The sequence below is a fragment of the Micromonospora gifhornensis genome (assembly GCF_016863515.1).
Taxonomy (GTDB): Bacteria; Actinomycetota; Actinomycetes; order Mycobacteriales; family Micromonosporaceae; genus Micromonospora; species Micromonospora gifhornensis.
This window is the reverse complement of sequence record NZ_BOPA01000038.1, coordinates 23,621-37,233: the sequence shown is the minus strand read 5'-3', so window position 1 is coordinate 37,233 and position 13,613 is coordinate 23,621. Positions and strand designations below refer to the sequence as shown.

General features: G+C 71.0%; 13 protein-coding genes. 10 read left to right on the top strand and 3 right to left on the bottom strand.

All coding sequences use genetic code 11. The features are described 5' to 3' along the window. The first annotated feature begins 113 nt into the window (after nucleotides 1-113). The 7 genes from Vgi01_RS24675 (at nucleotide 114) to Vgi01_RS24645 (ending at nucleotide 9,201) form a co-directional block, all read left to right on the top strand. Nucleotides 114-1,028: a fructosamine kinase family protein gene (locus Vgi01_RS24675; RefSeq protein ID WP_204292642.1), complete on the top strand. Its 915-nt coding sequence runs from the start codon at nucleotides 114-116 to the stop codon at nucleotides 1,026-1,028. Next, entirely contained in the window at nucleotides 1,025-2,035 is a 1,011-nt protein-coding gene (gene moaA, locus Vgi01_RS24670; RefSeq protein WP_204292641.1) for a GTP 3',8-cyclase MoaA, read from the top strand. The genes Vgi01_RS24675 and moaA overlap by 4 nt, the downstream gene beginning before the upstream one ends. Nucleotides 2,036-2,037: 2 nt before the next feature. Continuing rightward, nucleotides 2,038-2,283, top strand: coding sequence for a MoaD/ThiS family protein (locus Vgi01_RS24665; protein ID WP_102656616.1), 246 nt, complete (start codon nucleotides 2,038-2,040; stop codon nucleotides 2,281-2,283). A 14-nt stretch (nucleotides 2,284-2,297) separates the two neighbouring features. Next, nucleotides 2,298-3,671 carry a metallophosphoesterase gene (locus Vgi01_RS24660; protein WP_102656617.1) on the top strand — a complete coding sequence of 458 codons (1,374 nt, stop codon included), beginning with the start codon at nucleotides 2,298-2,300 and terminating at the stop codon, nucleotides 3,669-3,671. A gap of 61 nt (nucleotides 3,672-3,732) precedes the next feature. Beyond that, nucleotides 3,733-6,927 carry a UvrD-helicase domain-containing protein gene (locus Vgi01_RS24655; RefSeq protein WP_204292640.1) on the top strand — a complete coding sequence of 1,065 codons (3,195 nt, stop codon included), beginning with the start codon at nucleotides 3,733-3,735 and terminating at the stop codon, nucleotides 6,925-6,927. 399 nt (nucleotides 6,928-7,326) lie between these two features. After that, nucleotides 7,327-7,824, top strand: a complete 498-nt coding sequence (locus Vgi01_RS31275) for an LppU/SCO3897 family protein (protein WP_204292662.1) — start codon at nucleotides 7,327-7,329, stop codon at nucleotides 7,822-7,824. Nucleotides 7,825-7,959: 135 nt separating this feature from the next. After that, nucleotides 7,960-9,201: an ATP-binding protein gene (locus Vgi01_RS24645; protein ID WP_013736556.1), complete on the top strand. Its 1,242-nt coding sequence runs from the start codon at nucleotides 7,960-7,962 to the stop codon at nucleotides 9,199-9,201. A gap of 40 nt (nucleotides 9,202-9,241) precedes the next feature. Here the strand turns inward: Vgi01_RS24645 and Vgi01_RS24640 are convergent, their stop codons facing one another. Together Vgi01_RS24640 and Vgi01_RS24635 are read right to left on the bottom strand one after the other, a co-directional pair. Beyond that, the gene (locus tag Vgi01_RS24640) at nucleotides 9,242-9,436 is read right to left on the bottom strand and encodes a DUF397 domain-containing protein (protein ID WP_204292639.1); all 195 of its coding nucleotides are present in this window, start codon (nucleotides 9,434-9,436) and stop codon (nucleotides 9,242-9,244) included. Beyond that, complete coding sequence (locus tag Vgi01_RS24635; protein ID WP_043722398.1) at nucleotides 9,433-10,200, bottom strand: DUF5753 domain-containing protein; 768 nt, start codon at nucleotides 10,198-10,200, stop codon at nucleotides 9,433-9,435. The genes Vgi01_RS24640 and Vgi01_RS24635 overlap by 4 nt, the downstream gene beginning before the upstream one ends. Nucleotides 10,201-10,429: 229 nt before the next feature. On the opposite strand from Vgi01_RS24635, the gene Vgi01_RS24630 reads away from it, so the two are divergent. Continuing rightward, on the top strand, nucleotides 10,430-10,720 hold the full coding sequence (locus Vgi01_RS24630) for a hypothetical protein (protein WP_239089138.1): 291 nt from the start codon (nucleotides 10,430-10,432) through the stop codon (nucleotides 10,718-10,720). 20 nt (nucleotides 10,721-10,740) lie between these two features. Here Vgi01_RS24630 and Vgi01_RS24625 read toward each other — a convergent pair whose 3' ends face one another. Further along, a complete protein-coding gene (locus Vgi01_RS24625; protein WP_102656621.1) occupies nucleotides 10,741-11,286 on the bottom strand; it encodes a GNAT family N-acetyltransferase in 546 nt (181 codons plus the stop codon). Nucleotides 11,287-11,420: 134 nt separating this feature from the next. On the opposite strand from Vgi01_RS24625, the gene Vgi01_RS24620 reads away from it, so the two are divergent. After that, the gene (locus tag Vgi01_RS24620) at nucleotides 11,421-11,966 is read left to right on the top strand and encodes a DoxX family protein (RefSeq protein ID WP_204292638.1); all 546 of its coding nucleotides are present in this window, start codon (nucleotides 11,421-11,423) and stop codon (nucleotides 11,964-11,966) included. A 204-nt stretch (nucleotides 11,967-12,170) separates the two neighbouring features. After that, a complete protein-coding gene (locus Vgi01_RS24615) occupies nucleotides 12,171-13,613 on the top strand; it encodes a glycosyltransferase 87 family protein (RefSeq protein WP_102656623.1) in 1,443 nt (480 codons plus the stop codon).

Below are 13,613 nucleotides of genomic sequence, written 5' to 3'. Positions count from 1 at the left end.
CCCCCTGCACTACGCACAGGCCCACGGTGCAGGCGTTAATAAGGGGCCCTTCCTCTACCGGAGGCGTTAATAAGGTGCCCTTCCTTCCCGCCGGAGGCGATACCTTGCGGGGCATGGATCTGGCGTATCTGCGGGCGCATCCGGAGCAGCTGCCGACCTTCCTGACCCACCAGCGGATCCGGGAGACGCCGGTCGGCGGCGGCGACATCTGCGCCGCGTCCCGGCTGACGCTCGACGACGGCCACTCGGTCTTCGCGAAGACCTGGCCGGAACGGGCGCAGCAGCCGGTGCCGGAGGGCTTCTTCGCCACCGAGGCGGCCGGGCTGCGCTGGCTGCGGGAGGCCGACACGGTCGCGGTTCCCGAGGTGCTGGTGGCGCTGCCCGACCTGCTCGCCCTGGAGTGGATCGAGCCGGGTGAGCCGAGCGTCGACGCCGCCGAACGCTTCGGCCGGGAACTGGCCGGCCTGCACCGGGCCGGGGCGTCCGCCTTCGGCGCGTCCTGGCCCGGGTTCATCGGGGCCCTGCCGGCGGACAACACCCCGCACGACGGCCCCTGGGCGGACTGGTTCGCCCGGACCAGGCTGCTGCCCTACCTGCGCCGCTCCGTCGACAACCAGGCCCTGGACGGCCGCGCCGCCGGGCTCGTCGAAGAGGTCGTCGCCCAGATCGACGAGTTCGGCGGGGAGGAGCCGCCGGCCCGCATCCACGGCGACCTGTGGCTGGGCAACCTGATCTGGGGAGCCGACGACCGGGTGTGGTTGGTCGACCCGGCCGCGCACGGTGGGCACCGTGAGACCGACCTCGCGCAGCTCGCGCTCTTCGGTGGCCCGCCGCACGGTGCCCGGATCATGGCCGCGTACGACGAGTCCTGGCCGCTGGCCGACGGTTGGCGGCAGCGGGTGCCACTGCACCAGTTGCACCTGATGCTTGTGCACACCGCCTTGTTCGGAGCCGCGTACCGGGATTCGGTCGTCGGGCTGGCCCGCGCCGCCCTGAGCGGGGCCGGGCGCGCTACCGTCGACGGATGAGCGTCGCGCCGCCCGGGGGCCTCCTCGTCGACCGGTACGGCCGGACCGCTCGGGACCTGAGGGTCTCCCTGACCGACAAGTGCAATCTGCGCTGCACGTACTGCATGCCCGCCGAGGGGCTGCCCTGGTTGGCCGGGCCGCAGCTACTGACCGACGACGAGGTGATCCGGCTGGTCCGGCTCGCGGTGCACCGGTTCGGCGTCGACGAGGTCCGGTTCACCGGTGGTGAGCCACTGATCCGTCCGGGTCTGACCGCCATCGTGGCGGCCGTGGCCGCCCTCGACCCGCGTCCCCGCATCTCGTTGACCACGAACGGCATCGGGTTGGCCCGGCTGGCACCGGCGCTGCACGCCGCCGGGTTGGACCGGGTGAACGTCTCGCTGGACACCCTGGATCGTGATCGCTTCCTGCGGCTGACTCGGCGGGACCGCCTCGACGACGTGCTGGCGGGACTGGCCGGGGCGGCGGCCGCCGGGCTCACCCCGGTCAAGGTGAACAGCGTGCTGATGCGCGGCGTCAACGACGACGAGGCACCGGCGTTGCTCCGCTTCGCCCTCGACCACGGCTACGAGTTGCGCTTCATCGAGCAGATGCCGCTGGACGCTCAGCACGGCTGGGACCGGGCGAGCATGGTCACCGCCGAGGAGATCCTGACCACGTTGGGTGGGGCGTACGAGTTGAGCCCGGATCCGACCGGACGCGGCGCGGCCCCGGCGGAGACCTGGCTGATCGACGGCGGTCCGGCCCGGGTCGGGGTGATCGGCACGGTGACCCGTCCGTTCTGCGGCGACTGTGACCGGACCCGGATCACCGCCGACGGTCAGGTCCGCAACTGCCTGTTCGCCACCGAGGAGACGGATCTGCGCGGGGCGCTGCGCGCCGGTGCCGACGACGACGAGCTGGCGCGGCGGTGGTCGGCCGCGACCTGGGGCAAACGGGCCGGTCACGGCATCGACGACCCGAGCTTCCTGCAACCCGCCAGGCCGATGTCGGCCATCGGAGGATGACCATGGCGACCGTCACCGTCCGCTACTTTGCCGGGGCGCGAGCTGCGGCCGGGCTCAGCGAGGAGACCGTTGCGGCGGGCCGTACGCTCGACGGGTTGTTGACCGAACTGGCTGAGCGGCACGGTCGGCTGGCCCCTGTGCTTGCCGTGGCAAACTTCTTGGTCGATGGCGTGACCTGTCATGATCGGAACAAGCCGCTGCCGGCCGGAGTGACGATCGACGTCCTGCCTCCCTTCGCCGGCGGCTGAGGGGGACTTCACTCGTGCTCGCGGTACTCGGTTTCGTGGCCACCCTTGCCCTGATCACCGGGCTGATCCACCTTTACCTCTGGAAGCGGCTGGTCAAGGACACCACCAGGCCCGGCCGCTGGCGGCGGATCGGCACGGTCACCGCGGTGGTGCTGGCGCTGCTCGTACCGGCGACGATGATGGGCACCCGCGCCGGGATGTACTGGCTGGCCTGGCCGGGCTACGTCTGGCTCGCGTTGATGTTCTACCTGCTGGTGCTGCTCGTGGTGCTGGAAGTCCCGATGCTGGCGGCCCGCCTGGTGCTGCGCCGTCGCACGGCGGTGGCCGCGCCGGAGCCGGTGCTGGTCGGTCCGGCAAGCACGCCGAGCACGGCGGCCACGACCACCACGGCAGGCACGACCAGCACGGCGGCCACGACCAGCACGGCGGGCACGACCAGCACGGCGGGCACGACCACGGCGACCGACGAGCCGGCGACGCCCGGCACCCCACCGACCGCCGACGAGGCGAGCGAGCCGCCGGCCGCCGGGGCGATCGGGCCGGACCACGATCCGGGGCGCCGGCTGCTGCTGGCCCGAGGTGCCGCGATCTTCGCCGGGCTCACCGCCGCCGGTCTGGTCGGCAGTGGCGTACGCACCGCGATGGGTCCGCCGCGACTGGACCGGGTGCAGATTCCGCTGGCCAAGCTGCCGCGCAGCATGGACGGCCTGCGGATCGCCACCGTCTCCGACATCCACATCGGGCCGCTGCGCGGTCGGATACACACCGAGCGGATCGTCGCCGCGATCAACCGCCTGGACGCCGACCTCGTCGCCGTCGTCGGCGACCTGGTCGACGGTACGGTGGCCGAGTTGGGCGAGGCCGCGGCACCCCTGCGTGATCTGCGGGCCCGGCACGGCAGCTACTTCGTCACCGGCAACCACGAGTACTACTCAGGTGTCGAGGAGTGGGTGGCCGAGGTCGACCGGCTCGGGCTGCGGGTGCTCCAGAACGAGCGGCTGGAGATCGCCACCCGCAACGGTGTACTGGACCTGGCCGGGGTCAACGACGTCAGCGCGGCGGGTACCGGGGTGGCCGCCCCGGCCGACTACGCCGCCGCGCTCGCCGACCGCGACCCGTCCCGCCCGGTGGTGCTGCTGGCACACCAGCCGGTGGCCGCGTTCGAGGCGGCGAAGTACAACGTCGACCTGCAACTGTCCGGCCACACCCACGGCGGCCAGATCGTCCCGTTCAATCTGCTGGTACGGCTCGAACAGCCGGTGGTGTCCGGCCTCGGTGAGGTGGACGGCACGAAGGTGTACGTCACAAACGGCGCCGGCTTCTGGGGCCCGCCGGTCCGGGTCGGCGCGGAGCCACAGATCACTCTCGTGGAGTTGCGCTCGGCATAGCGCACCTCACCTTCGTGCGTGGCGACGCGCGGGAGCGCCACCGGTCGTGGCAGGATGCGGCGTGCCCCCGTTCAGCGCCGTACCCCCCGGTGGCCTGCCGCCCTTCGTCGCGGACCTGCACATCCACTCGAAATACTCGCGAGCGTGCAGCCGTGATCTGACCCTGCCGAATCTCGGCTGGTGGGCGCGACGCAAGGGCATCTCGGTCCTCGGCACCGGCGATTTCACCCACCCTGCCTGGTACGACCATCTGCGCGAGACGCTGCATCCGGCCGAGCCCGGCCTGTACCGGCTGTCGGCGGAGATGGAGCGGGACATCGCCCGCCGCCTGCCGCCGAGGCTGGCCAGCGAGGCGGACACCGACCCGGTCCGGTTCATGCTCAGCGTGGAGATCTCGACGATCTACAAGCGGGACGACCGGACCCGCAAGGTGCACCACCTGATCTATCTGCCGGATCTGGACGCGGTGGGGCGGTTCAACGCCGCGCTGGGCCGCATCGGCAACCTGGGCTCGGACGGACGGCCGATCCTCGGCCTGGATTCCCGGGACCTGCTGGAGATCACCCTGGAGGCGAGCCCGGACGGCTACCTGGTCCCGGCGCACATCTGGACCCCGTGGTTCTCCGCGTTGGGCTCGAAGTCCGGCTTCGACGCGATCGCCGACTGCTACGCCGACCTGGCCGAGCACATCTTCGCCGTGGAGACCGGGCTCTCCAGCGACCCGGAGATGAACTGGCGGGTCGGCAGCCTGGACCGTTACCGCCTGGTCTCCAACTCCGACGCGCACTCGCCGCCCGCGCTGGCCCGGGAGGCCACCGTCTTCGCCGCGCCTCGGGACTACTTCGGTATCCGGGACGCGCTGCGCACCGGCGACGGGTTGGCCGGCACCATCGAGTTCTTCCCCGAGGAGGGGAAGTACCACGCCGACGGCCACCGGCTGTGCGGGGTGAACTGGGCACCGGAACGCACCCGGCAGGCCGGGGGGCGGTGCCCGGAGTGCGGCAAGCCGCTCACGGTGGGCGTACTCAGTCGGGTCGAGGAACTGGCCGACCGCCCGCACGGGTACCGGCCGGAGCACGCCCGTGAGGTGACCCATCTGATCCAGCTCGCCGAGATCCTCGGTGAGATCAACAAGGTCGGGCCGCGATCGAAGAAGGTCGAGGGGAAGCTCACCGACCTGGTCGCCGCGCTCGGGCCCGAGTTGGAGATCCTGACCCGTACCCCGTTGGACGAGATCGGCCGGGTCGGCGGGGAGTTGCTCGCCGAGGGCATCGGTCGGCTGCGCCGGGGCGAGGTGCGTCGGGTGCCCGGCTACGACGGCGAGTACGGCGTGATCACGCTGTTCGATCCGGCCGAGTTGAGCAACTCCGGCGCCTCGGGCGGCCAGGAGACACTGTTCGACGTGCCGGTCCCCGCGCAGCGTCGACCCGCCGACGCGGACAAGCCGGTCGCCAAGGTCAAGCGGCCGGCGACCAGGGCAGAACCGAAGCGTCAACCGGCCCCGCCACCGCCGCCGATCGCTCCGCAGCCTTCTCCGCACGAGCCGTTCGAGCCGATGCTCGCCGGCATGGAGGAGGTCGGCACCGGGCTGCTCGACCGGCTCGACGCGATGCAACGGGTCGCCGCCTCGGCCCCCGGTGGTCCGCTGCTGATCGTCGCCGGACCGGGTACCGGCAAGACCCGTACGCTCACCCACCGGATCGCGTACCTCTGTGCCGAGCTGAACGTCTTCCCCGAGCAGTGTCTGGCGATCACCTTCACCCGACGGGCTGCCGAGGAACTTCGGCACCGCCTCGACGGCCTGCTCGGCCCGGTCGCCGAGGACGTCACGGTGGGCACCTTCCACTCGCTCGGGTTGACCATCCTGCGGGAGAACGCCGAGGCAGCGGGCCTGCCGGGCGACTTCCGGATCGCCGACGACGCCGAGCGGGCAGCGGCTCGCGCGGAGGCCGGCGACGACCTGGCCCGGTACACCGGGCTGCTGCGCAAGCAGGGCATGGTCGACCTGGACGAGCTGCTCACAGTGCCGGTCGCGCTGCTGCGCGAGAACCGCAAGCTGGTCCAGCGGTACCGGGACCGCTGGCAGTGGATCTTCGTCGACGAGTACCAGGACGTCGACGCGGTGCAGTACGAGCTGTTGCGGCTGCTCAGCCCCGCCGACGGCAACCTCTGCGCGATCGGCGACCCGGACCAGGCCATCTACTCGTTCCGGGGCGCCGACGTCGGGTACTTCCTGCGCTTCTCGCAGGACTTCACCGACGCCCGGCTGGTCCGGCTCAACCGCAACTACCGGTCCTCCGCGCCGATCCTGGCCGCCGCGGTGCAGGCGATCGCGCCGTCGTCGCTGGTCCGGGGCCGCCGGCTGGATCCGGCCCGGCTCGACCCCGAGGCCCCGCTGGTGGGTCGGTACGCCGCGGCCTCCGTCGCCGACGAGGCCGATTTCGTGGTACGCACCGTCGACGAACTGGTCGGCGGCCTGTCGCACCGGTCACTGGACTCCGGTCGGATCGACGGCCGGTCGACCACGCTGTCCTTCTCCGACATCGCCGTGCTCTACCGGACCGATTCGCAGGCGGCCCCGATCGTGGATGCCCTGTCCCGGGCGAACATTCCGGTGCAGAAGCGCTCGCACGACCGGCTGCGGGACCGACCCGGGGTGCTGGCCATCGCCCGCGAGCTGCGGCACGCCTCGGGCGTGGACGGCGCGCTGCCCGCCCGGGTACGCCTCGCCGGGCAGGTCCTCGCCGAACGCTTCGCCATCCCCACCCTGGACGGTTCCGGCGGGGTCCGCCCGGAGGACGTGCGGACCGCCGTCGACCTGCTCACGCCGCTGGCCCGCCGGTGCGGCGACGACCTGGAGATGTTCCTGTCCCAGCTCGCCACCGGCGCGGAGGTGGACGCCCTCGATCCGCGCGCCGAGGCGGTCACCCTGCTGACCCTGCACGCCGCGAAGGGCCTGGAGTTCCCAGTGGTCTTCCTGGTCGGTGCCGAGGACGGGCTGCTGCCGCTGCGCTGGCCGGGCTCGACGCCCGACGACGACGCGGTCGCCGAGGAACGCCGGTTGTTCTTCGTCGGCCTGACCCGGGCGCAGGATCGGCTCTACGTCAGCCACGCGGCCCGTCGGGTCCGGCACGGCTCGGAGCACGACTGCCGACCGTCGCCGTTCCTTGATGTGATCGATCCGGGTCTGTTCGAGCGACTCGGTGACGTTGACGCACCTCGCCGTCCGAAGGACCGTCAGCTGCGGCTCATCTGACCCACCTGCGAAGAGTTGACCGGCTGCCTTCCGGGCCGAGCCGAGCCGGCGTACGCGCTACCGTGACGTGGGTGACGGAGGAGGGCGTGCATGGCGAACTACGGACCACCGGGCGGCGGCCCGCAACCGTGGCACGAGCCGCGACCCGGCGAGGTGCACGGCCAGGTGTACGGCTCCGGGCAGCCCCACGAACCCGGCCAGGTGTACGACTCCGGCCACGTCTACGGCTCCGGGCAGGTGTACGGCTCCGGCCAGGGCGGCTACGAGGCTGGGCAGGGGTACGGCGCTGGGCAGGGCTATGAAGCTGGGCAGGGGTACGGCGCTGGGCAGGGCTACGAGGCTGGGCAGGGCTATGGCGGGTATCCGCAGGGTGGCCAGGTCCGTCAGGACGACGCGGGGGTGGCTGCGTACGCCGGTCAACCCACGCCACCGCCGGAGCGTCGGCGCGGTCGTACGCCGATGATCGTCGCGCTGGTGGCGGTGCTGGTGTTGGCCGCCGCCGGCGGGGTGGCGTTCTACCTGCTCGGGCAGGACGAGTCGACTCCCGCTGCGGTGGCCGCGCCGACCCAGGATCCGCTGCCGACCGACGATCCGTCCGACGACGAGGAAGACCCCGGGACCGGGGTCCCGGCCGCCAACTCGTCCACCGATCCCCGGTTCGTCGAGCAGGGACAGTGTGTGCGCAACGACGCGCCGACCGGCGGCAAGCCCAAGCTGCTGATCACCGACTGCGAACCCTCGGCGTACGAGGTGTTGCAGCGCTTCGACGGCAAGACCAGCGGGGAGAAGGACGCCGAGGCGAAGTGCGCCAAGGTCGACGGTTACACGAACTGGTACTTCTACGACAGCGAGTTGGACTCGCTCGACTTCGTCCTCTGCCTGAAGCGACGCGGCTGAGTCGACGATCGGCAAAACTAGTGCTGTCTAGCGTGGATGCTAGACAGCACTAGTTTTATGTCGACGGTCGACACGCCGTAGCCTCCTCTACCGATGTCTAGCTCCTTGGCTAGACGGCCCGATACTCTGCGATTCGTGGATCCGGTCCGCAACCCGTACGCTCCGGGCGCCGGTCAGCGCCCGCCCGAACTCGCCGGGCGGGGGCGGGAACTGGACGTCTTCGACATCGTCCTGGAACGGATCGCGCGCGGCCGACCGGAACGCAGCCTGATGCTCACCGGCCTGCGGGGCGTCGGCAAGACCGTACTGCTCAACACGCTTCGATCGCAGGCCATCAACCGGCTCTGGGGCAGCGGCAAGATCGAGGCTCGACCGGATCAGTCGCTGCGCCGACCGATCGCCGCCGCCCTGCACATGGCCGTCCGGGAACTCGCTCCCCGGCACCGGGCACCGGACCGCATCGACGCCTTCCTCGGGGTGCTCAAAGCCTTCGCCCAACGGGGTGCCCCGACCGGCCGGGGCGGTGCCGCCCCGAAGCTGCGGGACCGCTGGCAGCCCGGCATCGACGTACCGGCGGCCAGCGGGCGCGCCGACTCCGGCGACATCGAGATCGACCTGGTGGAGTTGCTCACCGACGCCGCCTCGGTCGCCAGCGACGTCGGCACCGGCGTGGCCATCTTCATCGACGAGATGCAGGATCTCGGGCCGGAGGAGGTCTCCGCGCTCTGCGCCGCCTGCCACGAGCTGTCCCAACTCGGCGCGCCGCTGATCGTGGTCGGCGCAGGCCTGCCGCACCTGCCGGCGGTGCTGAGCGCGGCCAAGTCGTACTCCGAGCGGCTGTTCCGCTACCAACGTATCGACCGGCTCGACCGGATCGCCGCCGACCAGGCACTCTGCGCCCCGGCCGAGCGCGAGGACGTGGAGTACGAGGCGAAGGCGCTCGACCTGCTCTACGAGAAGTCCGGCGGCTACCCGTACTTCGTCCAGGCGTACGGCAAGGCGACCTGGGATCACGCGCCCCGATCACCGATCACCGCCGCCGACGTACGGGTGGCCGCTCCGGAGGCCGAGGCGGAGTTGGCGGTGGGCTTCTTCGGCTCCCGCTTCGAGCGGGCCACCCCGGCGGAACGGGAGTACATGCGGGCGATGGCCGCCCTCTCCCTGGTCGAGGGGGCAGCGGATGGCGGCGGACGGGACGACATGGACGCGGCGGTGCCGACCGCCGAGATCGCCCGCGCCCTCGGTCGTAAGCCCGCCAGCCTCTCCCCGGCCCGCGACGCGCTGATCAAGAAGGGGCTTATCTACTCCGGAGAACGCGGCACTGTCGCCTTCACCGTCCCCCACTTCGGCCGCTACCTGCGCACCCAACCCGCCTGACTGTCGGCCGGCTTCGGTTGAGGGCTTCGGTTGAGGGGTGTCAGGCGGTCGGGCTGCCGGCCTTTGCCAGCTCGACGAAGGAGTGCCAGGCCGCTGGCTCGAAGGCGAGCGCCCCGCCGTCGCGGTCCTTGGTGTCCCGGACGAGGACGATGCCGGGGAGGTTGTCGGCGACCTCGACACAGTTCCCGCCGTTGTTGCCGCTCTTGCTGCTCTTACGCCATTGCGCGCCGGTCATGTCCATGATGCTGCCGCTTCCCTGATCAGCTCCAGGGACTGCGTCCGCGACAGGGCCTCGCCACGGATGCGTTCCCACCTGCGGCCCAGGGTAGCAACGTCCGCAGGGTTATCGATGATCTTCGCCTCGGCCTGGCTGTCGGCGTGACCGAGCACGCTGCCGTCGTCCAGTTCGGCGAGGGTGAAGGGTCCGCCCAGACCGGGGTACATGCCGACCGACGCGGGCACGACGTGGATCGTCGTGGTGGGGTGGGTGCCGCACGCCACCAGGTGCTCACACTGTTCCCGCATCAGGGCCCGGTCACCGTAGGCGGACCGACGCAGCACCAACTCGTCGAGCACCACGACCAGCATCGGTGGGTTGTCCCGCCGCAGGATGGCCTGCCGTTGAAGGCGGGCCTCCACTAATCGTCCGACATCGTCGGTGGTCAGCTTTTCCCCGGCCAGCGTCGCCCGCGCGTACGCCTCGGTCTGAAGCAGACCCGGCACCCAGGTCAGCTCGAACCAGCGCAGCGCCACCGCCTCGCGCTCGATGTCCACCCACCGCCGGAACCACGCCGGCTCGCGCCGCTTGAGAACGTCTGGCCACAGCTCGGTCACCTCGCGACCGAGGACCGCGGCGACCCTCCGGCGTGTCTGCGGACGCGGGATGCGTCCATGGCTCGCCCACCGGGCGGCGGTCTTCGGGTCGACACCGACCTGCGCCGCGAGGGTGTCGGCGGTCTCGCCCGCCTCGGTCATGGCTGCTACAACGGCACGGTTCACTCTGCGGTCCCTCCTGGACGTCCCGGGACACTCAGTCTCCACTCCGATACGGGGTGTATGGGGGACGCAATCGCCGGAAAGGTGGAAATCAGGACGGCGCTGCCAGTGGAGGACCCGAACCCGCTGGTCGCGCTGTCGGGGCCGCCCCGACCCGGCGAGCACCTCCGGGGCGGCCCCTTCCATCTCTGCTGGTAGCCGAGGAGGCACCCGTGTCCGACCGTGATGCCCGGTGACCGGCCGTCGGGAGGACGGGACTCCCCGGGTGAGCCCCGGCGTCTACCTGCTGAACCGGGACGCGTCTCCGCAGTTCCACGTGCCGATCCTGGTCCGCGTGATCCGCGAACTGACCGACCGCCACCCGCCGTACGGCTGGACGTGGATCGACTGCTACCAGCTCGACCGGCACGGAGACGCGACCGAGAAGCGTCAGTTGTTCGTGATGCCGGAGGGGATCCGCCCGGTGCGCGTCGCGCCGGTCCCGTACCCCGCTCGACGCGCTTCGGCGCGGACCAGCCGGTGAGGTGTCCGCACGGGGAACAGTCAGACCTTGGACCAGGGCGGCGGGAAGACGACTTCGCCCTGCGGCGGGGCAGGCTCACCGCTCGTCGACGGCGGCAGCACCAGGGCCTGCCACGGCTCACCAAGCCCCGACCAGGGGCTCGTCAGACCCATCCGGTCGGCCCGGCTGAACCCGAAACGCCTGTAGTACGCCGGGTCGCCGAGCACCACGACCAGTCGCTCACCGAGTTCCGTGGCCGCCTCCAGGCCGGCCTGCACCACGGAGGTGCCGAGCCCGATCCGCTGACGGTGAGGTGCCACCGCCACCGGGCCGAGGGCCAGTGCCGGGGCGGTGTGCTCGTCCGCGCACACGAGGACCCGGGTGAACAGGGCGTAGCCGACGATCTCACCGCCGTACTCGGCGACCATCGCCAGCTCCGGAAGCCAGGCGTCGCCGCCGCGCAGCTCCTCGACGAGCCGTACCTCTGGCGGGGTTGCCACGTCCGGCCGGGCGAAGGCCGCAGCCAGCACCCGACGGACCGCGCCGGTGTCAGCCGGCTCCTCGGGTCGTAGCCGCAGCGTCGTCACGCCGCGAGGTTACCGCCTGTGGCCCGTCCATCCGCGATGGTCGCTGGAATCGGCGCGCCGTCCGTCATCACCCGGTCGATCGAGATCCGCCGTTGTGGCGAGTGACCGCGGCCCGAAGAGGGTATGACTGGTCCATGACGCCCGTACGGTTCCTCGCCCGCGCCATGCTCAGCGGCATCTTCCTGGTCAGCGGCGCTCGCAACTTCACCCAGCCGGAGCGCCTGGTACCCGCAGCCGAGCCCATCACCGATCGAGTGACGCCCCTGCTGCAATGGATTCATCCGAGCATCCCCACCGACACCGCGACGCTGATCCGCGCAAACGCCGCCGTTCAGGTCGGTGCCGGACTGATGCTCGCCACCGGGCGGTTCACCCGGCCGGCGGCGCTGGTCCTGGCGGGCACCCTGGTCCCGGTGACGCTGGCCGGGCATCCATTCTGGCGTCAAGAGGACCCGGCGCAGCGCCACAACCACCAGACTCACTTCCTGAAGAACATCGGTCTCTTCGGTGGGCTGCTGCTCGCCGCCGCCGACACTCAGGGAAAGCCGGGGCTGCGTTGGCGGGCCGGGCACCGCATCGACCACTCTCGACGGTCGGTGAGCCGCGCCGTGCGTACCGCCCGCCGTGAGGCCCGCATCGCCGCCGTGTCCGCAGCCACCGCCCGTCGACTTCCCGGCTGACCTGCGATTACCGGCCCCCACCCCCCGCTAAGGCCGCGAATCACCTGAACCGCCCGCTAGGCGTTAACGCGGTGGAAATGTCAAAAGAATGTGTGGGATCGGACACGGTCGCATAACGCGGGAGGCACTGACGTGAGGCGCCGTTCTAGGCTCCCTACCGGACCTGGACGGGTAGGACGACCTTGGTACGGGGGTGGCCACGCCATGCCGACGAATGTCGGTAGAAGGCTGGACCGCCTCGCCGCAGTCCGTCGCGTAACGCGTGGGATCGATCGAAGAAGAGTCGTACGGACCGGCATCGTGGCCGCCGTCGCCTATGCCGCTTGGCTTGCCATCGGTGCATTCGGGCGGCCGTACAACTTCTTCGACATGAAGATCTACCACGGTGCGGTGGTCTGGTGGGCGAGCGGTCATGAGCTGTACGAGTTTGTCGCACCCGACACCACATTGGGTTTCACCTATCCACCCTTCGCGGGCCTGGCCATGCTGCCCATGGCGCACCTGCCGGTGACCATGGCTGGTCTGGTGAACGCGTTGATGAGCATCGCCGCCCTGGCCGTGGTGCTGGCCGCGCTGCTGCGCCCGATCGTCGACCGGATGGGCTGGCCACTGTGGTACACGGTGGCCATCGCCACGCCGCTGGCGACCGCCATCGAACCGGTCCGGGAGACCCTCGGATACGGGCAGGTCAACCTGCTGCTGTTCGCCCTGATCATGGCGGACATGGTGGCCCTGCGCTGGCGGTCCCGTCGCGGTACGCACCAGGCCGACACCGACGGCCCAGTGCTGCGGTTCATCTACAGCGGCGCCTGGGCCGGCGTGGGCATCGGGCTGGCCACGGCGGTCAAACTGACCCCGGCCCTGTTCATCTTCTATCTGATCATCACTCGACAGTGGCGGGTCGCCTGGACGGCCATCGGTACCACGGTCGGCGTCACCATCGGCAGCTTCGGCATCGTCGGAGCCGAATCCCGGGCCTACTTCGGCAGCGTGCTGTGGCAGACCGAGCGGGTGGGTGCGGCCGACATGACGCCCAACCAGTCGCTGGCCGGGCTCCTGGCCCGACTCTACGACTCGATCGAGACCCCCGGCCTGCTCTGGCTCGCGTTCGCCGTACTGGTGCTCACGCTCGGTCTGTCCCGGGCCGCCAACGCGCACTCCGACGGCGACGAACTGACCGCCTTCACCCTGGTCGGGTTGACCGCCAACGTGATCAGCCCGATCTCCTGGACGCACCACCTCGTCTGGGTGATCCCGGCGATCATCGTGCTGGCCGACGCGGCGATCCGCCGCCGCGACGCGAGTCGGGGACTTGTCGCCCGAGCCACGGCAGGGCCCTACGGCGGCCCTCCGGGAGTGGCCGCGCTACGCCCGCCGATCTGGTACCCGACGTTGACCGGCATCCGGCACGGCATCGCCGCCGTCGGGCTCTACCTGCTCTTCCTGATCTCACCGATCTGGCCGTACGAACATCAGCTGCCGGAAGTCTCGCACTACGCCGACGGCCTGTTCGGCGCGGTGATGGAGAACTCCCTGATCCTGGCCCTGATCGTGCTTGTCGCCGCGCTGCCGTGGCGGCCCGGCGCAGAGCCGGCCTTCCTGACCGACCGGATGGCCCGCAACGCCATCCTGTACGGCCGGCGGTAG

Coding starts and splice junctions, on each gene's coding strand:
- Vgi01_RS24675 (WP_204292642.1), top strand. CDS start 114: ATGGATCTGGCGTATCTGCGGGCGCATCCGGAGCAGCTGCCGACCTTC.
- Vgi01_RS24615 (WP_102656623.1), top strand. CDS start 12,171: ATGCCGACGAATGTCGGTAGAAGGCTGGACCGCCTCGCCGCAGTCCGT.
- Vgi01_RS24665 (WP_102656616.1), top strand. CDS start 2,038: ATGGCGACCGTCACCGTCCGCTACTTTGCCGGGGCGCGAGCTGCGGCC.
- Vgi01_RS24640 (WP_204292639.1), bottom strand. CDS start 9,436: ATGACCGGCGCGCAATGGCGTAAGAGCAGCAAGAGCGGCAACAACGGC.
- moaA (WP_204292641.1), top strand. CDS start 1,025: ATGAGCGTCGCGCCGCCCGGGGGCCTCCTCGTCGACCGGTACGGCCGG.
- Vgi01_RS24620 (WP_204292638.1), top strand. CDS start 11,421: ATGACGCCCGTACGGTTCCTCGCCCGCGCCATGCTCAGCGGCATCTTC.